Source organism: Lachnospiraceae bacterium KGMB03038, assembly GCA_007361935.1.
In the GTDB taxonomy this organism is placed as follows: Bacteria; Bacillota; Clostridia; order Lachnospirales; family Lachnospiraceae; genus Massilistercora.
The window spans coordinates 1841497-1865572 of the sequence record CP041667.1 but is presented as its reverse complement, the minus strand read 5'-3'; the positions used below and the strand labels follow the sequence as shown (position 1 = coordinate 1865572).

Sequence of the window (24076 nt, the reverse complement as noted above, 5' to 3'; positions counted from 1 at the left end):
CTGAGTTAGCAATGAAAATTCATGATTATATAGAGTCTTTTGCGGCATTCAGACTGAACTAGAACTATAGTACTTTTTTGTTCGCCTTAAACACAGCACTACACGCTATGCTTAAGGCGGGGGGTTGAACTGCTTGATTACTTTATCCATTGCTGCTGCCTGTTGCTGCCGCGCCAAAGAGAACATGCAGATTACATAGTACCGGATGGCGTGAGACAAATTTGGCATATCAAAATCTTTTCCTGCACAATTTTTCTATCAGCTCAATCGCCGCATACAGCACCATCGCCATGATGCATAAAAGGACGATGGACATCAGCAGCCAATCCATCTTGAATACCTGGCTGGAATAGATGATGAGATATCCAAGCCCATTCCGGGCGGCCAGGAATTCTCCGATGATCACTCCCACCAGACACAGCCCGATATTGACCTTCATGTTGCTGATTATGGCGGGGATAGAGCTTGGCAGTACTACTTTAGTCAAAGCTTGCAGCCGGGTTCCCTGAAAGGTGTAGATCAATTTGATCTTTCCGGGATCTACAGTGGTAAAGCTGGTATACAGGTTTAGGATGCTTCCGAAGATCGCAACGGACATTCCGGCCACGATTATGGTAGTCCGGTTGGCTCCCAGCCACACAATAAGAAGAGGCGCCAGGGCGGATTTGGGAAGACTGTTTAAGACAACCAGGTAAGGATCCAGGATTTTCGAAAGTTTCCCGGAGAACCAGAGAAGCACTGCCATCAGGATACTGATGGCAATGACAAGGAGGAAACTTAGGATAGTCTCATAAAGAGTGACGCCAATATGAAGAAAAATGCTTTGGTCCAGCACCATTTCCCAGAAGCATAAGGCTATTTTAGATGGGCTGCTGAAAATGAAAGAATCTATGATTCCTACATTTGCGGTGAACTCCCAGATAAAGAGGAAACTAAAGAAGATCAGGATCCGGGAGATGCGTATGATGCGCTGCCCTCTTCGATATGCGGTCAGATACTGTTTCTGACCGGTTGACAGTTCGCTCATTGGTTATTCAACTCCTTCCAGATAAGATTAAAATATGTTTTAAATTCCGGGGCTCCTCGGCGGTTCATGGGAGTATCCTCGGTCAGGTCGAAGATCAGAGGAATCGTCTGCCGGATAGAAGCGGGACGGCCGGAAAGGACAATGACACGATCTGCCAGAGAAATGGCTTCTGATAGATCGTGGGTCACCAAGAGCGCCGCTTTTTTCTCCCGCCGGATGATCTGACCAATATCGTCTCCTACGCCCAAACGAGTCTGATAGTCCAGGGAGGAAAATGGTTCATCCAAAAGGAGGATATCCGGCTCCAGGACCAGGGTGCGGATCAGGGCGGCTCTTTGGCGCATTCCGCCGGACAGCTCGGAAGGCCTGCTTGCGGAAAATTGTTTCAGCCCATAGATATCCAGAAGCTCATGCGCCCTTTCTCTTGTGCGGGCCGTCAGCATATGCTGGACTTCCAGGCCCAGGATCACGTTGTTGTAGATGGTCCTCCATTCAAAAAGCTCATCGTGCTGCAGCATGTATCCTACATTAGTGGTGCTTTCTTTTAAGTATTTTCCATTGATTTTGATCAGCCCCCGTTCTGGCGTAAGGAGTCCGGCGATGATGGATAGAAGCGTGGATTTCCCGCAGCCGGAAGGGCCTACGATAGCCACAAACTCCCCTTCCCCCAGAGCGAAGGAAATGTCTGTGAGAGTCGAAGTCTCTCCTTCCAGAGTATGGTAGGCATAGTAAATATGTTTTAGTTCCAGAACTCGTTCCATGGCAACCTCCAGTAACGACTATATCTTATTTTATGTGGAAGATAAAAGGAAGGTTACAGCCGCTGTATCAGCGGGAGATGGAGAGAAAATCCTTGTCAGAACAACTGGGAAAAGTTATAATTTTAGGAAGAGGTTTTACAAAAGGAGAAACAGGTTCATGAATTACCAAAAAGAGCTGGATAAACTGCTTGAGCGTCTGGCGCTGGAAGAACGGACGCCAAAGCTTCTGCTCCACAGCTGCTGTGCTCCATGCAGCAGTTATGTGCTGGAATATTTAAATAAATATTTTGAGATCACGGTATTTTACTACAATCCCAATATTTATCCTGAGAGCGAATACACCAAGAGGATTTGGGAACAGCAGGAATTGATCGGCAGGATGCCGTTTGTCCATCCTGTATCCTTTCTGGCAGGCCCTTATGATCAAGAAAAATTCTATGAGATGGCCAAGGGGCTTGAACAGGCGAAAGAAGGGGGAGAACGGTGCCTGAAGTGTTACGCGCTGAGGCTTGAGGAAGCGGCCCAGATGGCGGTAAAGACAGAGGCGGACTATTTTACCACGACCCTTAGCATCAGCCCTCTGAAAAACGCGGACCGGCTCAATGAGATCGGGACGCGGATGGGAGAGAAGTACGGCGTACCTTATCTGCAGTCAGATTTTAAAAAGAAGAACGGCTACAAACGTTCCATCGAGCTCTCAAAAGAATATGATCTGTATCGTCAGGACTACTGCGGCTGCGAGTTTTCATTGCGAGCCCGCCATTGACTTTAGAACAGAATATGTTAAAATCGATTACAGTATTTTATAAGGAAGGAAGAAGAAACTATGGCACAATTATGGGGCGGGCGTTTTACAAAAGAAACGGAACAGCTGGTTTATCAGTTCAACGCGTCAATTTCTTTTGATAAACGATTCTTTCGGCAGGATATCAAAGGCAGCATTGCCCACGTGACGATGCTGGAAAAGCAGAAGATCTTGACGGCGCGGGAAAAAGAGCAGATCATCGAGGGCCTGGAAGGAATCCTAAAGGATGTAGAAGAAGGAAAATTAAAGATCACAGAGGAATATGAAGACATCCACAGCTTTGTGGAAGCGATCCTGATCCAGCGGATCGGAGAGCCGGGAAAGAAACTGCATACCGGCAGGAGCCGCAACGATCAAGTGGCGCTGGATATGAAGCTGTATACCAGAGAAGAAGTTTGGAATCTGGATGGGCTTGTCAAAGAGCTGCTGGAAGCGATCCTTCAGATCATGGATGAAAATCTGGACACTTATATGCCGGGATTTACCCACCTGCAGAAGGCTCAGCCAGTGACGCTCTCCCATCATATGGGCGCTTATTTTGAAATGTTCTGGAGGGATCATGAGCGTCTGAAAGGACTGTATGCCAGGATGAATACCTGCCCTCTGGGGTCTGGAGCGCTGGCAGGGACCACCTATCCTTTAGACCGTGAATATACAGCGAAGCTTCTGGGTTTTGAAGGCCCTACATTAAACAGTATGGACGGCGTGTCCGACAGGGACTATCTGATAGAACTCTTGTCAGACCTGTCTCTGGTCATGATGCATCTGAGCCGGTTTTCAGAAGAAATCATCCTGTGGAATTCCAATGAATACCAATTTGTAGAGATTGACGATGGGTACAGCACAGGAAGCAGCATCATGCCCCAGAAGAAGAACCCGGATATCGCGGAACTGGTACGGGGAAAAACGGGAAGAGTATATGGAGCTCTGCAGGCCCTTCTGACGACCATGAAGGGAATTCCTCTGGCCTACAATAAAGATATGCAGGAAGATAAAGAGTGGGCTTTTGACGCCATCGACACGGCCAAAGGCTGCCTGACCCTTTTCGCCGGTATGCTCCGGACCATGGAATTTAAGAAAGACCGGATGGAACAAAGCGCGAAAAACGGATTTACCAACGCGACGGATGCGGCGGATTACCTGGTGAACCGGGGCGTGCCGTTCCGGGATGCCCACGGCATCGTAGGACGTCTGGTACTTCTTTGCATCGAGAAGGGGATTGCTTTAGACGAGCTTCCTCTTGAGGAATATCAGAAGATATCGCCAGAATTTCAGGCGGATATTTACGAAGCTATCAGCCTGAAGACCTGCGTAGACAAGCGGATTACCATCGGGGCGCCAGGACGTGAGGCAATGGAACAGGTTTTAGAGATTTACCATAAAGCCATGGAGGAGCATTAGGAAGGAGAGAAAAGGATGGAACGGAAATTAAGAGTCGGAATTTTAGGAGCTACAGGAATGGTGGGACAGAGATTTATCTCTCTTCTGGAAGATCATCCCTGGTTTGAAGTAGTAACGGTGGCGGCAAGCCCGCGGTCCGCGGGGAAAACCTATGAAGAAGCGGTGGGCGGCCGCTGGAAGATGACCTCCCCTATGCCGGAAGCGGTAAAAAAACTGGAAGTCGCAAATGTAAATGAAATAGAAAAAGTGGCCGCGGGCGTGGATTTTGTATTCAGCGCGGTGGATATGACGAAAGAGGAGATCCGTAAGATCGAGGAAGCGTACGCAAAGACGGAGACGCCGGTGGTCTCAAACAACAGCGCCCATCGTTGGACCCCGGATGTGCCCATGGTTATCCCGGAGGTCAATATCGATCATTTTGACGTGATCGCGGACCAGAGAAAACGTCTGGGAACAGCCAGAGGCTTTATCGCGGTCAAACCCAACTGTTCGATCCAAAGCTATGCGCCATGTCTCGCGGCTTGGAAAGAATTCGGTCCCAAAGAGGTGGTGGCTACCACATATCAGGCCATCTCCGGGGCGGGAAAGACATTCAAAGACTGGCCGGAGATGGTAGAAAACGTGATTCCCTATATTGGCGGGGAAGAAGAAAAAAGCGAGCAGGAGCCGCTGCGTGTGCTTGGCCGGGTAGAAAATGGACAGATTGTGAAGGCGGATCTTCCCAAGATCACCTGCCAGTGCGTCCGGGTGCCGGTCCTCAACGGCCACACAGCCGCGGTCTTCATTAATTTTGAGAAGAAGCCTTCTAAGGAAGAACTGATCCGGCGGCTGGAAAGCTACAAAGGATTCCCTCAGGAGGCTGACCTTCCAAGCGCGCCAAAACAGTTTATCCGATATCTGACAGAGGACGACCGCCCGCAGGTAAAACTGGACGTGGATTACGAGCGCGGCATGGGAGTTACGATTGGGCGTCTGAGAGAAGATACGATTTATGATTATAAATTCATTGGCCTTTCCCACAATACGGTCCGGGGCGCGGCCGGAGGCGCGGTGCTGTGCGCGGAAGCGCTGACGGCGAAGGGTTACATCCAGGCAAAATAAACGGAAATCTCTTTTACCTAGAATTAACCTGCTGTTAAACCAGCCGGGATAGAAAGAAGCCTATCGGAATGGTATGCTGGAGCATGATTATAAAAATGGCGGATTCTGTAATTTTTCAGGATCTGGAAGAAAAGAGAGGTCAGTACAGATGGAAAAAGAGATTTTGAATTATACTCAGAACAGAGAATTATCATGGCTGAAATTTAACCAGAGAGTGCTGGAAGAGGCAAGGGATATTACGGTGCCGCTTCTGGAACGGATGAAATTTGTAGCGATCTTTACCAGTAACTTAGATGAGTTTTTTATGATCCGCGTGGGAAGCTTGTTTGACATGGCCCATACGGATGCGGGAGCCAGAGACAGCCGTTCCGGGATGACGCCGGGGGAGCAGATCGAGAAGATCTTAGAGGCCGTAGCCCCGCTCTATAAAGAGCGGGATAAAACGTATGCGGATATTAAACGGCAGCTCCATCCATATGGGGTATGCGGTCTGGATTTTAAGGAATTGGAACAAAATGAAAAGAAATATGTAAAGAAATATTTTAAAGACCAGATCCTTCCGATCCTGTCACCCCAGATTGTGGACGCGAACCACCCCTTCCCCCATCTTCTGAATAAAGAGATCTATGTGACAGCCACACTGAAGATGAAGGAGAAAGATATGATCGGAATCGTACCGGTGCCGCAGTTTGTATCGGACATTCTGTATCTTCCGGGGCATGACATCCGTTATATCAGGATGGAAAAAGTAATCATGGAATACCTTTCTCTGGTATTCCCTCAGTATGAAGTGTCTGATCCGAATTATATCTGTGTCACCCGAAACGCGGATGTGGCGCCGGATGACGAGGCTTTGGAAGTGGAGGAAGATTTCCGGAAGCTGATGAAAAAGACGCTGCATAAAAGGCGCCGGATGGCGGTAGTGCGTCTGGAGGTAGCTGAAAAATTAAGCCCGGAAGCAGAGAGTTATTTCTGCGAAAAATTCAAGATCAAACCAAACCAGATCTTTCGGACGAAAATGCCTATGAAACTGGCCTATATGTTTGCGATTAGCGGCAATCTGCCGGAACCTATGAAACGGTCTTTGACTTATCCGCCTTTCTCACCGCAAAATTCAGCCCGCGTGCAGGAGAGTATCCCTATGATGCGGCAGATCAAGCGCAAGGATCTTCTTTTGTTCTATCCTTATGAGAGTATGAATCCATTTCTTCGTTTGATCAAAGAGGCGGCCGCGGATCCCTCTGTCATGACGATCAAGATCACCATCTACCGTCTGGCGAAAAAGGCCCGTCTGGTAGAGTATCTGTGCGCGGCGGCGGAGAATGGAAAGGAAGTAACGGTACTGATCGAGCTGCGGGCGCGGTTTGATGAGCAGAATAATATCGACTGGTCAGAACGGCTGGAGGAGGCTGGCTGCCGGGTGATCTACGGCTTTGAGGGGTATAAGGTGCACTCCAAAGTATGTCTTATCACCTACCGGAACAGGAATGAGATCCAGTACATCACCCAGATCGGAACAGGAAACTATAATGAGAAAACGGCGGCAATGTATACAGATCTGTCGCTTATGACAGGCAATCCGGAAATCGGCAAGGATGCTTCCGAATTCTTTAAAAATATGTCTATTGGAAATCTGGACGGCGTATATCAGCATCTGATCGTCGCTCCTACCAGTCTGAAGCAGAAGGTGCTCCAGCTGATGGATGAGGAAATAAGGAAAGGTTCTTCGGGCCGGATCATTATGAAGATGAATTCGCTGACAGACGTAGACTTTATCGAGAAGGTATCCGAAGCGTCACGGGCCGGCGTCAGAATCGACATCATTGTGCGCGGGATCTGCTGTATCCTTCCGGGGATTCCGGGATACACAGACAATCTGCGTGTTATGAGCGTGGTGGGAAGATATCTGGAACATCCCAGGATCTTTAGCTTTGGCGCGGGAGATGAGCAGAAGATCTATATCGGTTCCGCTGATATGATGACCCGGAATACGGAGAAGCGGGTGGAAGTGGCCTGTCCGATCCTGGATCCGGATATTAAGCGGCAGATCAATCATTATCTTAAGGTTATGCTCAGTGACAATATTAAGGCCAGAGTACTGCAAAGCGATGGGACTTACCGTAAGAGAGAACAGAAAGAGCCTTTCGTGGATTCACAGGCGGTATTTATGGAGGAAGCTCTGCAGAGAGCGAAAGAGCGGCCTGTAGAAGAGAAGAAGACTCTAATGGATAAGGTGAAAGGTCTCTTCTCGAAGAAATAGAGAAGGAGTTTGAATGATTTTATGGGGAAGTCACTCTATATTGCGGAGAAACCCAGTGTGGCACAGGAATTTGCCAAGGCGTTAAAATTGAAGACGAGGAGGCAGGATGGGTATCTGGAAGGAGAAGAAGCAGTGGTCACCTGGTGCGTCGGGCACCTGGTGACCATGAGTTATCCAGAGGCCTATGATCCTTCTCTGAAGCGCTGGAGCTTGGAGACTCTGCCTTTTATCCCGGAAGAATTCCGGTATGAGGTCATTCCCGCTGTCAAAAAGCAGTATCAGATTGTGGCGTCTCTCCTGAACCGGAAGGACGTGGATACCATCTATGTATGTACCGATTCGGGACGGGAGGGAGAGTATATCTATCGCCTTGTGGAACAGCAGGCAGGAGTCCGCGGAAAGGAAAGAAGACGAGTCTGGATCGACTCTCAGACGGAGGAAGAGATCCTGCGGGGGATCCGGGAGGCAAAGGATTTAAGAGAATATGATAATCTTTCCGAATCTGCTTATCTGAGAGCCAAAGAAGATTATCTGATGGGGATTAATTTTTCCCGACTCCTTACATTAAAATATGGAAATAGCATATCCAATTACCTGCATACCAGATACGCGGTGATCTCGGTGGGACGGGTTATGACCTGCGTACTTGGAATGGTGGTCCGCAGAGAGCGGGAGATCCGGGAATTTAAAGAGACACCTTTCTACCGTGTGATCGCCTCTATTGGAGAGGAAGGAAGCTCTTTTGAGGGAGAGTGGAGAGCCGCAGAAGGCTCCCGGTGGTTTGGGTCGAAAGATCTGTATAAGGAGAACGGGTTCCTGAAGGAAGACAAAGCGAGGGAGCTGATCGAGTGGCTGAAATCTCCGGAACCGCTGGAATGTCAGGTGCTTTCTGTGGAAAAGAAGAAGGAGAAGAAGAATCCGCCGCTCCTATTTAACCTGGCGGAGCTGCAGAATGAATGTTCAAAACGGTTTAAGATCAGCCCGGATGAGACGCTGCGCATCGTTCAGGAATTATACGAAAGAAAATTAGCTACTTACCCAAGAACGGATGCAAGAGTGCTTTCCTCAGCGGTAGCCAAAGAGATCCATAAGAATCTCAATGGACTTATGCAGTATCCGGCGGCGGTCCCATTTCTGAATAAGATTGCTTCTATGGGAAGCCACAAAGGAATCGAGAAGACCCGGTATGTCAACGACAGCCAGATCACAGATCACTACGCGATCATCCCTACAGGACAGGGAATCGCCGGCCTTCAGAAGCTTCCGGATATTTCCCGGAAAGTCTACGATCTGATCGTCCGCCGGTTCCTGAGCATCTTCTATCCGCCTGCGGTATACCAGAAAGTGGCTATCGTGACACAGAGAAAAGAAGAGAAATTTTTCTCCAATTTCAAAGTGCTGGCAGAGGAAGGCTATCTGGAAGTGGCCGGTGTGCCGGGACAGAAGAAGGATGCCGCGGAGGAAGGAAAGGAAGCGGAGAAGGATACGGATACGGATATCCATTTCTTTGAGAAGATTAAAGGGCTGAGAAAAGGGATGATCCTTAAGATCCGGTCTTTTGACATAAAAGAAGGGAAAACGTCTCCTCCTAAGCGCTATAATTCCGGATCGCTGATCCTGGCTATGGAAAACGCGGGACAGCTTATTGAGGATGAGGAGCTCCGTTCCCAGATCAAAGGCAGCGGTATAGGAACCAGCGCTACCAGAGGAGAAATCTTGAAGAAACTGTTCAATAATAAGTATCTGGCGCTGAATAAGAAGACGCAGATCGTGACACCCACCATGACGGGAGAAATGATCTATGACGTGGTAGATCATTCCATACGTTCACTGTTGAATCCGGAATTGACCGCGAGCTGGGAGAAAGGACTGACCTATGTGGCGGAGGGAGAGATCACTCCGGATGAATATATGGAGAAACTGGACCGGTTTATCACAAGCAGGACACAGGGCGTGAAAGAACTTAACAATCAAGGGCAGCTTCGGGCCTGTTATGACCGAGTGGCTCCATTTTACAGGAAAAAGGCGGCAATGCCCAAAAATATAAAATCTAAAAAGTCAGGAGAGATGTAAACATGAAAGAATTGACAGTTGCACAGTTGTACACGTTGGAAGAGACCATCGCCAAAGATATTTTCCAGGGAGTGACCTACCCTTGGGAAGTGCTTCCGAAGATCAGCGGTTTTATTAAAGAATTAGGGGAGACTCTTCCTGCCGATGAATATGACAAAGTGGGAGAGGACGTATGGATCGCGAAATCCGCGAAGGTATTTGAGACCGCTTATATCCACGGACCGGCCATTATCGGGAAGGAAGCGGAAGTGCGCCACTGCGCGTTTATCCGCGGAAACGCTATTGTAGGCGAGGGAGCCGTAGTCGGAAATTCCACAGAGTTGAAAAACGTGATCCTGTTCAACAAAGTACAGGTTCCGCATTACAATTATGTGGGAGATTCGATCCTGGGATACAAAGCTCATATGGGAGCAGGCTCTATCACTTCCAATGTCAAATCAGACAAAAAGCTGGTAGTGGTCAAGACGCCGGAAGAAAATATCGAGACAGGAATGAAAAAATTCGGGGCAATGCTGGGAGACGAAGTGGAGGTAGGCTGCGGTACTGTTTTGAATCCGGGAAGCGTTGTGGGAAAACACAGCAATATCTATCCCCTTTCCAGTGTAAGAGGCTATGTGCCGGCGGGAAGCATTTACAAAAAGCAGGGAGAAGTTGTAGAAAAGCAGTAGGAAAACAGAGAGAAGAAAGATTGAGTAAGGAGGGAAGCAGATGCTGGAAGATAATTATGTAACCTTTGAAATCGGAAAAACAAAGCATATCGCTTTGGTTGCCCATGATGGAAAGAAGAAGGAACTGGTAGAGTGGTGCGATAAGAACAAAGAAATCCTGAAAGGCCACTTCCTGTGCGGAACCGGGACCACAGCCCGGCTGATCGCTGAGAAAACCAGACTTCCTGTGAAAGGGTACAGCAGCGGCCCCTTAGGGGGCGACCAGCAGATCGGCGCCAAGATTGTAGAAGGCCAGATTGACTTTATGATCTTTTTGTGGGATCCATTAGAAGCCCAGCCCCATGACCCGGACGTAAAAGCGCTTCTTAGGATCGCCGTAGTCTATGATATTCCCATCGCAAACAACCTGGCAACGGCGGACTTCATGCTGCAGTCAAAATACATGGAAGAGCCTTACCAGAGAAAAGTAGAAAACTTTGATAAAACGATTCGCGACCGGGTAGAAAAGATGAAAAAGTGACAGGGCATTTTTAATTAGGGCCGGGGGATTTTTAAAAATCCCCCGGCCCTAATTGACAAAGTCCCTGAAATATGCTATTTTATTTTTTGTCAAAACTTTAATACTTTAAAGCGCAACGGTTTAAAGTAACAAACATCTTGAGGAATGAGGAGAGAAAAATGGGTATTAAACTGACAATGCTGATTTTATTTTTTGCTGTGATGGTGGCGGTCGGGGTCTATGCCAGGAAACACACGAACAGTGTGGATGGATTTGTGCTGGGAGGACGCTCGGTTGGGCCATGGCTGACAGCCTTCGCCTATGGGACTTCTTACTTTTCGGCTGTGGTGTTCGTGGGATATGCGGGGCAGTTTGGATGGAAATATGGACTGGCTTCCACATGGATCGGCCTGGGGAACGCGGTCATCGGCAGTTTGCTTGCCTGGGTGGTATTGGGAAGGCGGACTAAGGTCATGACCCAGCATTTGAAGTCAAAGACTATGCCGGATTTCTTTGGTGAGCGGTATGAAAGCAAGGCTTTAAAGCTGGCAGCTTCCGCGATCGTATTTGTGTTTTTGGTTCCATATACGGCATCGATTTATAATGGCCTGTCCCGGCTTTTTGAGATGGCCTTTCACGTGCCATATACTTGGTGTGTGATCGCCATGGCAGTATTCACTGGAATCTACGTGATCTTGGGAGGATATATGGCCACGGCCATCAATGATTTCATCCAAGGGATCATCATGCTGGGCGGGATCATAGCTGTGATCGCCGCTGTCTTGAGCGGGCAGGGAGGATTTATGGAAGCTGTCCGGAAGATGGCGGAGATTCCCAGTGATGTGGAAGTCACCTTGGGACAGCCGGGAGCGTTTACTTCCTTCTTTGGGCCGGATCCGCTGAATCTGCTTGGGGTGGTGATTCTAACCTCTCTTGGAACCTGGGGTCTGCCTCAGATGATCGGGAAATTTTATGCTATCAAGGATGAAAAATCAATCAATACGGGGACGGTGATCTCTACTATATTTGCGGTGATCATTTCAGGCGGCTGCTATTTCCTTGGAGGATTTGGAAGACTGTTTGACAGTCCCGCGGTTTATGATGAAGCGGGAAATGTGGTGTTTGACAGTATCATTCCCTATATGCTGTCCGGCTTATCGGACGTGCTGATCGGAATCGTGGTGGTGCTGGTATTGTCCGCGTCCATGTCCACCCTTGCCTCCCTAGTGCTGACTTCCAGCTCCACGTTAACCTTGGATTTCTTGAAAGGGAATCTGCTAAAACACGCGGATGACAAGAAACTCGTCCGTGCCATGCAGATGCTGATCGTATTCTTTATTGCGGTCTCTGTAGTACTGGCAGTCAACCCTCCCACTTTTATCGCTCAGTTGATGGGAATTTCCTGGGGCGCTCTCGCGGGCGCTTTTCTGGCTCCGTTTCTGTACGGACTGTATTGGAAACGAGTGACAAAGGCAGCTGTTTGGGCTAGCTTTATTATCGGCGTTGGGATCACCGTATCCAACATGTTTCTGCATTATATCGAATCCTCTATTAATGCGGGAGCGGCCGCTATGCTGGCAGGGCTTATCGTTGTTCCGGCGGTGAGCGTACTGACGCCGAAGCCGGATGCCCAACGGATGGAAGAGCTGTTTAGCTGCTATGAAGAAAAGGTGACGATTACTAAGAAACGATCTCTAGAAACGAAATAATAAAAATAATCAAGGAAAGTGATTAAAATTGTCACTTTCCTTTTTGATATTCCTGTGATAGGATAAGGGAGTGTAAAAAACGACAATAAAATTGATGATTATTATTAAGGAGTGTTTTTGGTAATGAAAAATTGCAGCAAGTATCAAAGAGGCTATTTTATGCCGCCGGAAGTTACCTATGACTGGGTGAAGAAAGAATATATCGATCATCCGCCGATCTGGTGCAGCGTAGATCTGCGGGATGGAAATCAGGCGCTGATCGAGCCTATGAGTCTGGAGGAAAAGCTGGAATATTTTCAGATGCTGGTAGATATCGGTTTTAAGGAGATTGAAGTGGGATTTCCCGCGGCTTCTGAAACAGAGTATAAATTTATGCGGACCTTGATCGAGAAAAATATGATTCCTGACGATGTGACGGTACAGGTATTGACTCAGGCCAGGGAGCATATCATCAAAAAGACCTTCGAAGCGGTAAAGGGAGCGCCGCACGCTGTGGTACATCTTTATAATTCTACCTCAGTAGCTCAGAGAGAGCAGGTGTTCCGCAAGAGCAAGGAAGAAATTAAGCAGATCGCGGTGGATGGGGCAGAACTTCTTTTGAAGCTGGCCTCTGAGACGGACGGCAACTTTACGTTCCAGTACAGCCCTGAGAGTTTCTCGGGAACAGAGGTAGACTATGCGGTGGAAGTATGCAACGCGGTTTTGGATGTTTGGAAGCCAACGGCGGACAATAAGGCCATCATCAATATTCCAACGACAGTGGAAAACGCGATGCCTCATGTCTTCGCCTGCCAGCTGGAGTATGTGGATAAGCATTTGAAATATAGAGACAATGTGATCCTCTGCCTGCATCCCCACAATGACAGAGGCTGCGGTGTGGCTACGGCAGAGCTTGGAATCCTGGCGGGAGCCCAGAGGATCGAGGGAACCTTATTCGGAAATGGAGAGCGGACCGGAAATGTGGATGTGGTGACCATGGGAATGAATATGTATTCCCACGGCGTAGATCCGGGACTGGACTTCTCTAATATGAAGAAGATCCGTGAGACCTATGAGCGGCTGACACGGATGCATGTAGACGCCCGTCAGCCTTATGCGGGCGACCTGGTATTTACGGCTTTTTCTGGTTCACATCAGGATGCGATTGCCAAGGGTATGAACTGGAGAGAAGAGAAGGACTGCAATACCTGGACGGTTCCATATCTTCCTATCGACCCGCAGGATGTGGGACGGAAATACGATTCCGATGTGATCCGGATCAACAGCCAGTCCGGAAAAGGAGGCGTCAACTATATCCTGAAGCAGAGCCACGGCATCAATCTGCCGCAGCAGATGAGAGAGGAAGTGGGATACCTTGTGAAAGACGTATCCGACAAAGCGCATAAAGAATTAACGCCAGACTGGGTATACCAGATCTTCTCTGATAACTACATCAATACCAAACCGGTATTCCATATTGACGAGTGCCATTTCAAACAGGCAGATGGGATCACGGCAGAGGCCTCTATCAATCACGGGGGCGAGACGCATACCATCACAGCGATGGGAAATGGTCGTTTGGATGCGGTCAGCAACGCTATAAAACAGTATTTCAATATCAGCTACGAGCTGACCTTCTACGAGGAACACTCTCAGACAAAGGGATCTTCTTCTAAAGCGGTGGCTTATGTGGGGATCATCTGCAAGGAAAAGACATTCTGGGGCGTAGGGATCGACGCGGATATCATCAAAGCTTCTATCGAAGCGTTGACTGTGGCCGTCAATAAGATCGAGGAGATTGGAAAAGCGGACGGCTGCAAGGACCCTCGGATGATCGAGATCATGAATTATATACAGGCAAACTATATCGATATCACCTTGGATGACCTGGCGAAGAAATTTTATCTTTCAAAGCCGTATCTTTCTAAATATATCAAAGAGAAATCAGGAATGACCTTTGGAGAATTTGTAAAGAAGATCCGGATGAAAAAAGCAAGAGCGCTGCTGAAAAGCAGTAATATGACGGTAGAAAACATCGCGCTGACCGTGGGATACCAAAATGTAGAACATTTTAACAGACTTTTCAAAAAGGCGTATCAAATGACTCCAATGCAGTTCCGGAATCAGAAATAAGCAATGGGGGCGTTGCAAAATAGATGAGTAATCATCTATGGAGCAACGCTCCTTTTTCATATCCAAAAACAGAAAACGGACCCCGAAGAGTCCATAATCCATGGTATAATTAGATATGCCTACTAACCAAAAATACCATAAAAATTATACCGAATTCGGCGAACCTTATCAACTGGTTTTGCCATTAAATTTGGAAGGTTTGGTTCCTGATGATGATTCTGTCCGACTGCTGAGCCACGAATTGGAGGGATTGGATTACAGCTTGCTGTATCAGGCTTACTCTGCCAAAGGCAGAAATCCGGCAGTGGATCCTAAGACCATGTTCAAGATCCTGACCTATGCGTATTCCCAGAACATTTATTCATCCAGAAAAATTGAAACCGCATGCAGACGAGATATCAACTTTATGTGGCTGCTCGCCGGGCAGAAAGCACCTGACCACAGCACGATCGCACGTTTCCGTACCGGATTCCTGGCGGATGCCTGTGAAGATCTCTTCTATCAAATGGTAAAGAGACTGAAAAATGCGGGCGAGCTGTCGAAGGAAACCGTTTTTATTGATGGGACAAAGCTGGAGGCATGCGCAAACAAATATACCTTTGTCTGGAAAAAATCCGTAGGGAAATGGGAAACAAAAATGTTCCAGAAAGTACAGGAAGCCGTAGCTCTTCTGAACCAGGAGTATCTACAGAGTTTTTCTGTAACGGAAGGAACAAGAACACAGGATCTTCAGAAGATCTGTCGGTTTCTGGAACAGAGCTGTAAAGAACAGCATACCGTTTTTGTCCATGGAAGAGGGAAACAGAAAAGCCGGAACCAGAAATATCTGGAACTGTTCCAACGTTTTCTGGAACGGCAGACCATCTACGACTGGCATACAGCCAGCTTCCGGGGACGGAATAATTATTGTAAGACGGATCCGGACGCCACATTCATGCATATGAAGGATGACCATATGCGGAATGCCCAGTTGAAGCCGGGATATAACGTACAGATCGCAGTGGACAGCGAATATATTGTCGCGACAGATATTTTTCAGGATCGGAATGATGTATGGACGCTGGTCCCTTTTTTAAAGAGAATGGAAGAAAAACTGGGATTCCGTTATCCAAGCGTGACGGCAGATTCAGGATATGAAAGTGAAGAAGGATACAGCTATCTGAGAGACCAGAAACAAAAGCCCTATATCAAACCGCAAACGTATGAGAAATGGAAAAAGAGGAGTTTTAAAAAGGATATCAGTAAACGTGAGAACATGGGTTATGATGAAAGGACAGATACCTATACGTGTCATGCCGGGAAGAAACTGCGGCCGATTTTCCTGAAAAAGCAGACAAGTAAAAGTGGCTATGAATCCGAAGTCACCGTCTACGAATGCGAAGATTGTACGGACTGTCCTTATAAAGAGAAATGTACAAAAGCAAAAGGGAACAAACGGCTGTATGTATCCAAAAGCTTTTTGGAGAAACGACAGGAATCCTATGAAAACATCCTGAGCGAAACCGGGATCCTATACCGGATGAACCGTTCGATCCAGGTGGAGGGAGCATTTGGAGTCCTGAAAAACGACTATGAATTTCAAAGATTTTTACTCCGTGGAAAAACCAAAGTAAAACTGGAGATTCTTTTATTGAGTATGGGCTATAATCTCAACAAACTTCACGCTAAAATACAAAATGACCGAACCGGAAACCATCTGTTTCCAGTGAAGGAATCTGCTTAATCAAACAGAAACTAAGCAGCTTTATTAAAGTATGCTCAAAAACGGAAGTAATCCACAGAACAAAGTGGAATCACTTCCGTTTTCCTTTAAATGGAGCGAGGGTATCGCTCCATCACCTAATTTGATGATTTTGCGACACCCCCATTGTGATATTGCCAATTAATTAACAATATTGCGAAATTAAATCAATGAGAGTATAATATAATTGGCAGAAATTTTTCTTTGCCTCACAATTGTTTTCAGTAAAAACCAACTAAAATATATGAGAAAATGGAGGGTTTACTATGGGCAACACGGCAACAGAACATGCGGCTTGCAGTCGGATCATGACTTTGCTTGACGCAGGCAGCTTTGTTGAAATCGGTGGAGCGGTGACAGCCAGAAACACAGATTTCAACCTGCAGGAACAAAAAACCCCGTCTGATGGAGTGATCACGGGATATGGAGTGATCGATGGCAATCTGGTTTATGTGTACAGCCAGGATGCCGCTGTATTGAACGGGGCGGTGGGCGAGATGCACGCCAAGAAGATCACGAATCTCTATGATATGGCGATGAAAATGGGCGCGCCGGTCATAGGTCTTGTGGACTGCGCCGGTTTAAGACTCCAGGAGGCGACTGACGCGCTGGAAGCGTTTGGAAGTCTGTATCGGAAGCAGGCGATGGCTTCCGGAGTGATTCCACAGATCACAGCGGTCTTTGGTTCTTGCGGAGGAGGTCTTTCTCTCATCCCGGCATTGACAGATTTTACTTTCATGGAGAAGGACAAGGGCAAAATCTTTGTAAACTCCCCCAATGCGATTTTAGGAAATACAGTGGAGAAATGTGATACTTCTTCTGCTGGTTTCCAAAGCGAGAATACGGGATTGATAGATGGAACAGGAACGGAAGAAGAGATTCTGGGAAATATCAGGACCTTGATCTGTATGCTGCCGTGCAACAATGAGGAAGATGTCTCTTATGAAGAGTGTACCGATGATCTGAACCGAGCCTGCGAGAATATGGAGGGAGCGGCGGCTGATGGAGCGGTGGCTCTTGCGGAAATCTCTGACAGCGGGATTTTCTTTGAAACGAAAAAGGAATTTGCGAAAGACATGGTGACTGGTTTTATCCGTTTAAATGGAATGACGGTAGGAGCGGTGGCAAACCGATGGAAGATCTTTGACGAAGAAGCGAGTGTGGCGGCTGAGTTCGATGGATCTCTATCTGCGGACGGCGCCCAGAAGGCCGCGGATTTTGTAAATTTCTGTGACGCTTTTAACATCCCGGTCCTGACATTGACAAATGTGTCCGGTTTCAAGGCCGCGGAATATGAGGAAAAGCACCTGGCAAGGGCGGCGGCCCGTCTTGCGGCTGCGTTTGCGGATGCCACCGTGCCAAAAGTCAATCTGATCACAGGGAAGGCCTACGGCAACGCTTACGTTGTCATGAACAGCAAATCTGTTGGCGCGGATATGGTCTATGCCTGGCCATCCGCTCAGATCGGCATGATGGAGCCGGCCCTGGCGGCCAAGATCATGTACGCCAAAGAAGACGCCGAGACACAGCGGGAGATGGCCGCCCAGTATGAGGAACTCCAGGCAAGTCCTCTGTCTGCTGCCAGAAGAGGCTATGTCGACACGATCATCCAGCCGGCGGACACGAGAAAATATGTGATCGGCGCGTTTGAGATGCTGTTTACAAAACGGGAGGACCGCCCCGCGAAAAAACATGGAACGGTTTAGAGAGGTGAGGCAGAAGTGAAAAAGAGAATCAGTGTATTAATCGTCGTCCTTGCGGCGTTTTTGGGCCTTGCCGGTTGTACTTCCAACAGCGAGACATTGGAATATGATGAAGAAACGATCCAGCAGGCTACAGAATTCCTGATCGAGTACTGTAACTCGGTGGACGAGGACACGATCGAAGAGTGGAACAGCAGGACAGATTTTGCTGTGGAGCAGGAACTGTATAACGCGGAACTTCCTTTTACCCCGGAGAGTTTCCTGGGAGCTATGGACAGTTGGCAGTCTGGCATAGATGAATGCGGGGATTATATTGAACATGGGGATTTTACCTTTGAAGCGACCGCGGACGAGCTTACAGTGACTGTTCCGGCGAGATTTGAAGAGCGGGAGGCCACTTTGGAATTTATTTATGACGAGAACCTGTATCTGGACAGCATGACGGTGAGCGGAATCTATTCTACGGGAGAGATCCTTGAGAAGGCCGGCCTGAACACTGTGCTGGGAATGGGTACCGTATTCGTGGTATTGATCTTTATTTCGATCGTGATCTGGCTGTTGAAATTCATTCCCGTGATCGAGCAGAAGCTTCGGGGAAAGAAAGCAGAACCAGTGAAGGCGGAAACAGGGAACGAGGAACTAGGACAGGCAGTTTCAGAGGAAGTTGATCTGACAGATGATATGGAATTGATCGCGGTGATCTCTGCGGCTGTTGCTGCCGCGGAAGGAACCGCTGCTGACGGATTTGTGGTGCGCAGCATTCGCCGCCGTCCGTCAAATAAATGGAAATCATAAAGAATGTAGGAGGATCTGAACATGAAAAATTATACCATTACAGTCAATGGAAATGTATATGATGTAACCGTAGAGGAAAAAGGAGCTGGAGCGGCCCCGGCTCCAAAAGCGGCGGCAGCGCCGAAAGCGGCTCCGGCGCCAAAGCCGGCGGCAAAAGCGGCGGCTGGAGCGATCGAGGTAAAGGCTGGAGCGGCTGGAAAAGTATTTAAAATTGAAGCGGGCGTAGGTACGAAAGTACAAAGAGGAGACGCAGTTGTGGTCATCGAGGCTATGAAAATGGAGATTCCAGTCGTGGCTCCGGAAGACGGAACAGTGGCCAGCATTGAGGTCGCTGTAGGTGAAGCGGTAGAAGCAGGCGCTGTCCTGGCTACCTTGAACTAATGTGAAACCTGTCAAGGGCTTTTGCCTTTGAAATGAACACGACTGGAGGTCTAAAAATGGAATATATCGTAACAACATTGGGAAATCTTGTGCGTCAGACCGCCTTTTTCAGTCTTACGTGGGGAAACCTTGTGATGATCGCGGTAGCATGTCTTTTCCTATATCTGGCAATCCGGCATGGATTTGAGCCGCTGCTTCTGGTCCCCATTGCTTTTGGTATGCTGTTGGTCAACATTTATCCAGATATCATGCTGCATATTGAGGATGCGGAGAACGGAACAGGCGGATTGCTATACTATTTCTATCTGCTTGACGAGTGGTCGATCCTGCCGTCGCTGATCTTCCTAGGGGTAGGCGCGATGACAGATTTTGGGCCGCTGATCGCGAATCCAAAGAGTTTCTTGATGGGAGCGGCGGCTCAGCTTGGAATTTTCGTGGCGTATCTGGGCGCGATGTGGATGGGCTTCTCCGATAAAGCGGCGGCGGCTATCTCCATCATTGGCGGGGCGGACGGCCCTACATCCATCTTCCTGGCGGGGAAATTGGAGCAGACGGCAATCTTAGGTCCGATCGCGGTGGCGGCATATTCATATATGTCGCTGGTTCCGATCATCCAGCCGCCGATCATGAAACTTCTGACTACAGAAAAGGAGCGAAAGATCAAGATGGAGCAGCTGCGTCCAGTGTCCAAACTGGAGCGGATTCTGTTCCCGATCATCGTAACGATCGTGGTCTGCGTGATCCTGCCTACCACGGCGCCCCTTGTGGGAATGTTGATGCTGGGAAATCTGTTCCGGGAATCAGGAGTGGTAAGACAGCTTGTGGATACCGCTTCCAACGCGCTGATGTATATTGTAGTCATTTTGCTTGGAACATCGGTAGGAGCTACCACAAGCGCGGAAGCGTTCCTGAATATGGATACCGTTAAGATCGTGATCCTGGGTCTGGTCGCCTTCGCTTTTGGTACGGCAGGCGGAGTCCTTCTTGGGAAACTGATGTGCGTCATTACCCATGGAAAAGTGAATCCATTGATCGGTTCCGCAGGTGTATCGGCGGTACCTATGGCTGCCAGAGTCTCGCAGAAGGTTGGGGCGGAGGCGGATCCGACGAACTTCCTGCTGATGCACGCCATGGGCCCCAATGTGGCCGGCGTGATCGGAACAGCGGTCGCCGCGGGAACATTTATGGCGATTTTTGGAGTGATGTAGAAGAATTAGGGAGGAAGAAATCATGGCGGAAATTGAGAAGAAACCAATTAAGATTACAGAAACGATTCTGCGGGATGCGCATCAGTCTCTGATCGCGACAAGGATGACAACAGAACAGATGCTTCCGATTATAGATAAAATGGACCAGGTAGGGTATCATTCTGTAGAGTGCTGGGGCGGCGCTACCTTCGATGCTTCCCTCAGATTCTTGAAGGAAGACCCATGGGATCGTCTTCGGAAATTCAGGGACGGCTTCAAGAACACCAAGCTTCAGATGCTGTTCCGGGGACAGAATATCTTGGGATACCGGCCGTACGCGGATGATGTGGTTGAATATTTTGTGCAGAAGTCTGCCGCGAATGGAATTGACATCATCCGGATCTTTGATTGCCTCAACGATCTGAGAAACCTTGAGACGGCGGTCAAGGCGGCAAATAAAGAGAAAGCGGAGGCTCAGGTGGCTCTCTCCTATACTCTGGGAGATGCCTACACGCTGGAATATTGGGTGGATATCGCAAAGCGGATTGAGGATATGGGAGCGAATTCCATCTGTATCAAAGATATGGCAGGACTTCTGCTGCCTTATACGGCCACAGAACTGGTAGGGGCATTGAAAGAAGCGGTGGATCTGCCGATCCAGCTTCACACCCATTATACTTCGGGAGTGGCGTCCATGACTTATCTGAAAGCAGTGGAAGCAGGAGTGGATGTGATCGATACCGCAATGTCGCCATTTGCTCTGGGAACATCACAGCCAGCCACGGAGGTTATGGTGGAAACCTTCCGGGGTACTCCATATGATACAGGATTTGACCAGAAACTGCTGTCAGAAATTGCCGATTACTTCCGGCCAATCCGGGATGAGGCTTTGGAGAGCGGACTGCTTAATCCAAAGAACTTGGGTGTGAATATTAAGACGCTGTTATATCAGGTGCCGGGCGGCATGCTCTCCAACCTGACCTCTCAGCTGAAAGAGCAGAATGCGGAGGATAAATATTACGAGGTGCTGGAAGAAGTGCCAAGAGTCCGCAAAGACTTGGGCGAGCCGCCTCTTGTCACACCGTCTTCCCAGATCGTGGGGACCCAGGCGGTCTTCAATGTGCTGATGGGTGAGCGTTATAAGATGGCTACTAAAGAGACCAAGGATATCCTGGCCGGAAAATACGGAGCTACTGTAAAGCCATTTAATGAGGAAGTCAAGAAGAAAGTTCTGGGAGATGACGCGGAAGTGATCACCTGCCGGCCGGCAGATCTGATCCCCGATGAATTGGACACCCTCAGGAAAGAGATGGAACAGTGGAGCCAGCAGGATGAGGATGTACTGACATACGCGCTGTTCCCCCAGGTGGCGGTAGAATTCTTTAAATACCGGGAGGCGCAGCAGACAAAAGTAGATCAGACGATAGCAGATACAGAGAATGGAAGTTATCCGGTTTAATCAATTGGGGCCGGGGGCTTTTTAAAAAGCCCCCGGCCCCAATTGAAAAAGCCCTGTCCCTTTTTGCGGAATCCGTCTCTTGAATATTTTGCTGGTTAGCTTTATAATAAGAACAATGTTAAGCAGATGTTAAGATAACGATCGAGAAGGTTAAAGATATGGGGAATAAAAATGATTTGTTGCAGAAAATAGAGGACGGCTATCAGAAGTTCAGTAAAGGCCAGAAGAAACTGGCTGATTTTATTCAGAAGGACTATGATAAGGCGGCCTTTTTAACGGCGGCGAAAATGGGTGAGGAAGTAGGCGTAAGCGAGTCTACGGTGGTCCGGTTTGCTATGGCCTTAGGATATGACGGCTATCCGGGATTCCAGAGGGCGTTGGGGGAATTGGTCCGCACCAAGCTGAATTCGATCCAGCGGATGGAAGTGACTTACGGACGTATCAGTCAGGGACAGATTCTTGCGTCAGTGCTGCAGTCAGATATTGAAAAGATTAAAATGACGATGGAGGTCATTGATCATGAATCTTTTGAGATGGCGGTAGATACGATCCAGAACGCCCATAGGATTTATGTGATCGGGATCAGGAGCTGCGCGCCCCTGGCCAGTTTCTTGAGTTTTTATTTGAACCTGATCTGTCCAAATGTAACGGCTGTAACGACAAATAGTTCCAGCGAGATTTTTGAACAATTGATCCGTATCGGTGAGGATGATGTGATTATTGGGATCAGTTTCCCAAGGTATTCTATGCGGACGCTGAAAGCCTTGGAATTCGCCAGCAATCGGAAAGCTAAGGTGATCACTTTGACAGACAGCGTCCATTCGCCAATGACTTTGTATTCGTCTTGTAATCTGATCGCCAGAAGCGACATGGCTTCTATCGTGGATTCACTGGTAGCGCCGCTAAGTGTGGTAAACGCTCTTGTGGTGGCCCTGTGTATGAAGAAACAGAAGGAAGTGATCTCCACCTTAGAAACCTTAGAACAGATTTGGGACGAGTATCAGGTCTACAGCAAGGATGAACTGAATTTGGTGGGAGATAAGGTGGAACTGTCAGGTCCGGCTTCCGCTCAAAAAGGTGAAAACGAAAGACAGGAACCAAAGGAAAAGGAGCCGAACGCATGAAAAAAGTACTGGTGATCGGAGGAGGCGCCGCCGGAATGCTGGCGGCGGCAGCGGCAGCCAGAAATGGCCATCAGGTGTGTCTCTATGAAAAAAACGAAAAGCTGGGGAAAAAATTGTTCATTACGGGCAAGGGCAGATGTAATCTGACGAATGCCTGTGACATTGACGTTCTGTTTGAATCCGTAGTTACTAATTCCAGATTTCTTTACAGCAGTTTCTACGGTTTTACCAATCAGGACGCCATTTCTTTTTTTGAAGAACTGGGTGTTCAGACAAAAATAGAGCGGGGAGGAAGAGTATTCCCGAAATCCGACCATTCTTCTGATGTGATTCGGGCTTTGGAGCAGGAACTCTACCGTCTCGGCGTGCAGATATTTCTGAGGGAGGAGGTCCGAAAGGTAGAGGCGGAATATGGCCGGTTCCGCAAAATTCTGCTGGCGGACGGAAGACAGGCGCAAGGAGATGCGTGTATCATTGCTACTGGTGGGATTTCCTACCCTTCTACAGGTTCTACCGGAGACGGCTACCGCTTCGCGAAAGAAACGGGCCACACGGTCAAAGAGTGCCGTCCATCCCTGGTTCCCATGGAGACGGAGGAAGCCTGGACCAAACAGCTCCAGGGGCTGAGCCTGCGCAACGTGACGGCGGAAATCCGCGATGGAAAGAAGAAATTGTATGAAGAATTCGGGGAGATGCTCTTTACCCATTATGGAGTCAGCGGCCCGCTGATGTTAAGCGCCAGCAGCTATGTTGGAGAACGGCTCGCGAAGAAAAAGCTGCAGCTTTATATTGATCTGAAACCCGCCCTTTCGGCGGACCAGCTGGATCAAAGGATCCTGCGGGATTTTGAGGAAAACAAAAACAGGCAGTTTAAAAATTCTCTGGGAAAGCTTTTCCCAGCCAAGCTGATACCGGTAATGATAGACCTCAGTCAGATCCCGCCGGAGAAAAAGGTCCATGAAATCTCCAGAGAAGAGAGAAGGAATTTCGCGGCGCTGGTCAAGAAGCTGCCTTTGACATTGACCCGGCTGCGGGGATTTGAGGAAGCGATCATCACCAAGGGAGGCGTGAATGTAAAGGAGATCGATCCTGGGACTATGGAATCAAAACTGGTGAAGGATCTTTATTTCGCGGGCGAAGTACTGGATCTGGACGGAGTTACCGGAGGCTTTAATCTGCAGATCGCCTGGTCAACGGCCTATGCTGCCGGAAATGGGATTTTGTAGAGCGGCAGGTGTGTCAAACGATCAAACGCCGCGGGCTTTTGCGA

The 24076-nt window shown here is 48.5% G+C and carries 19 protein-coding genes; 17 read left to right on the top strand and 2 right to left on the bottom strand.

Annotated elements, in window-relative coordinates; all coding sequences use genetic code 11:
- Positions 1-229: 229 nt before the first annotated feature.
- Together FND36_08980 and FND36_08975 are read right to left on the bottom strand one after the other, a co-directional pair.
- Entirely contained in the window at positions 230-1027 is a 798-nt protein-coding gene (locus tag FND36_08980; GenBank protein QDW74148.1) for an ABC transporter permease, read from the bottom strand.
- Positions 1024-1788, bottom strand: coding sequence for an ABC transporter ATP-binding protein (locus FND36_08975; protein ID QDW74147.1), 765 nt, complete (start codon positions 1786-1788; stop codon positions 1024-1026). Before FND36_08975 ends, FND36_08980 begins: the two co-directional genes overlap by 4 nt.
- A 157-nt stretch (positions 1789-1945) precedes the next feature.
- Here FND36_08975 and FND36_08970 point away from each other — a divergent pair, with 157 nt between their 5' ends.
- The 17 genes from FND36_08970 (at position 1946) to FND36_08890 (ending at position 24032) form a co-directional block, all read left to right on the top strand.
- Entirely contained in the window at positions 1946-2554 is a 609-nt protein-coding gene (locus tag FND36_08970; protein QDW74146.1) for an epoxyqueuosine reductase QueH, read from the top strand.
- Positions 2555-2614: 60 nt separating this feature from the next.
- Entirely contained in the window at positions 2615-3994 is a 1380-nt protein-coding gene (gene argH, locus FND36_08965; GenBank protein QDW74145.1) for an argininosuccinate lyase, read from the top strand.
- A gap of 15 nt (positions 3995-4009) precedes the next feature.
- Positions 4010-5095, top strand: coding sequence for an aspartate-semialdehyde dehydrogenase (gene asd / locus FND36_08960; protein ID QDW74144.1), 1086 nt, complete (start codon positions 4010-4012; stop codon positions 5093-5095).
- Between the two features lie 148 nt (positions 5096-5243).
- Positions 5244-7355, top strand: a complete 2112-nt coding sequence (gene ppk1 / locus FND36_08955; protein ID QDW74143.1) for a polyphosphate kinase 1 — start codon at positions 5244-5246, stop codon at positions 7353-7355.
- Positions 7356-7376: 21 nt separating this feature from the next.
- On the top strand, positions 7377-9428 hold the full coding sequence (locus tag FND36_08950; protein QDW74142.1) for a type IA DNA topoisomerase: 2052 nt from the start codon (positions 7377-7379) through the stop codon (positions 9426-9428).
- Between the two features lie 2 nt (positions 9429-9430).
- Positions 9431-10096, top strand: coding sequence for a UDP-N-acetylglucosamine pyrophosphorylase (locus FND36_08945; GenBank protein QDW74141.1), 666 nt, complete (start codon positions 9431-9433; stop codon positions 10094-10096).
- Between the two features lie 40 nt (positions 10097-10136).
- Complete coding sequence (locus FND36_08940; GenBank protein QDW74140.1) at positions 10137-10616, top strand: methylglyoxal synthase; 480 nt, start codon at positions 10137-10139, stop codon at positions 10614-10616.
- A gap of 158 nt (positions 10617-10774) precedes the next feature.
- Positions 10775-12304, top strand: a complete 1530-nt coding sequence (locus FND36_08935) for a sodium:solute symporter (protein ID QDW74139.1) — start codon at positions 10775-10777, stop codon at positions 12302-12304.
- Between the two features lie 123 nt (positions 12305-12427).
- Entirely contained in the window at positions 12428-14416 is a 1989-nt protein-coding gene (locus FND36_08930) for a 2-isopropylmalate synthase (protein QDW74138.1), read from the top strand.
- Positions 14417-14531: 115 nt separating this feature from the next.
- Positions 14532-16139 carry an IS1182 family transposase gene (locus FND36_08925; protein QDW74137.1) on the top strand — a complete coding sequence of 536 codons (1608 nt, stop codon included), beginning with the start codon at positions 14532-14534 and terminating at the stop codon, positions 16137-16139.
- Between the two features lie 284 nt (positions 16140-16423).
- Positions 16424-17863 carry a carboxyl transferase gene (locus FND36_08920; protein QDW74136.1) on the top strand — a complete coding sequence of 480 codons (1440 nt, stop codon included), beginning with the start codon at positions 16424-16426 and terminating at the stop codon, positions 17861-17863.
- 15 nt (positions 17864-17878) lie between these two features.
- Entirely contained in the window at positions 17879-18655 is a 777-nt protein-coding gene (locus FND36_08915) for a DUF3887 domain-containing protein (protein QDW74135.1), read from the top strand.
- A 21-nt stretch (positions 18656-18676) separates the two neighbouring features.
- Positions 18677-19036 (top strand): acetyl-CoA carboxylase biotin carboxyl carrier protein subunit, encoded by a 360-nt coding sequence (locus tag FND36_08910; GenBank protein QDW74134.1) that lies wholly within the window; start codon positions 18677-18679, stop codon positions 19034-19036.
- A 56-nt stretch (positions 19037-19092) separates the two neighbouring features.
- The gene (locus tag FND36_08905; GenBank protein ID QDW74133.1) at positions 19093-20244 is read left to right on the top strand and encodes a sodium ion-translocating decarboxylase subunit beta; all 1152 of its coding nucleotides are present in this window, start codon (positions 19093-19095) and stop codon (positions 20242-20244) included.
- Between the two features lie 22 nt (positions 20245-20266).
- Positions 20267-21682 (top strand): oxaloacetate decarboxylase subunit alpha, encoded by a 1416-nt coding sequence (locus FND36_08900; GenBank protein ID QDW74132.1) that lies wholly within the window; start codon positions 20267-20269, stop codon positions 21680-21682.
- A 158-nt stretch (positions 21683-21840) separates the two neighbouring features.
- Positions 21841-22806 carry a MurR/RpiR family transcriptional regulator gene (locus FND36_08895; GenBank protein QDW74131.1) on the top strand — a complete coding sequence of 322 codons (966 nt, stop codon included), beginning with the start codon at positions 21841-21843 and terminating at the stop codon, positions 22804-22806.
- Complete coding sequence (locus tag FND36_08890; GenBank protein QDW74130.1) at positions 22803-24032, top strand: NAD(P)/FAD-dependent oxidoreductase; 1230 nt, start codon at positions 22803-22805, stop codon at positions 24030-24032. Before FND36_08895 ends, FND36_08890 begins: the two co-directional genes overlap by 4 nt.
- Positions 24033-24076: the final 44 nt, after the last annotated feature.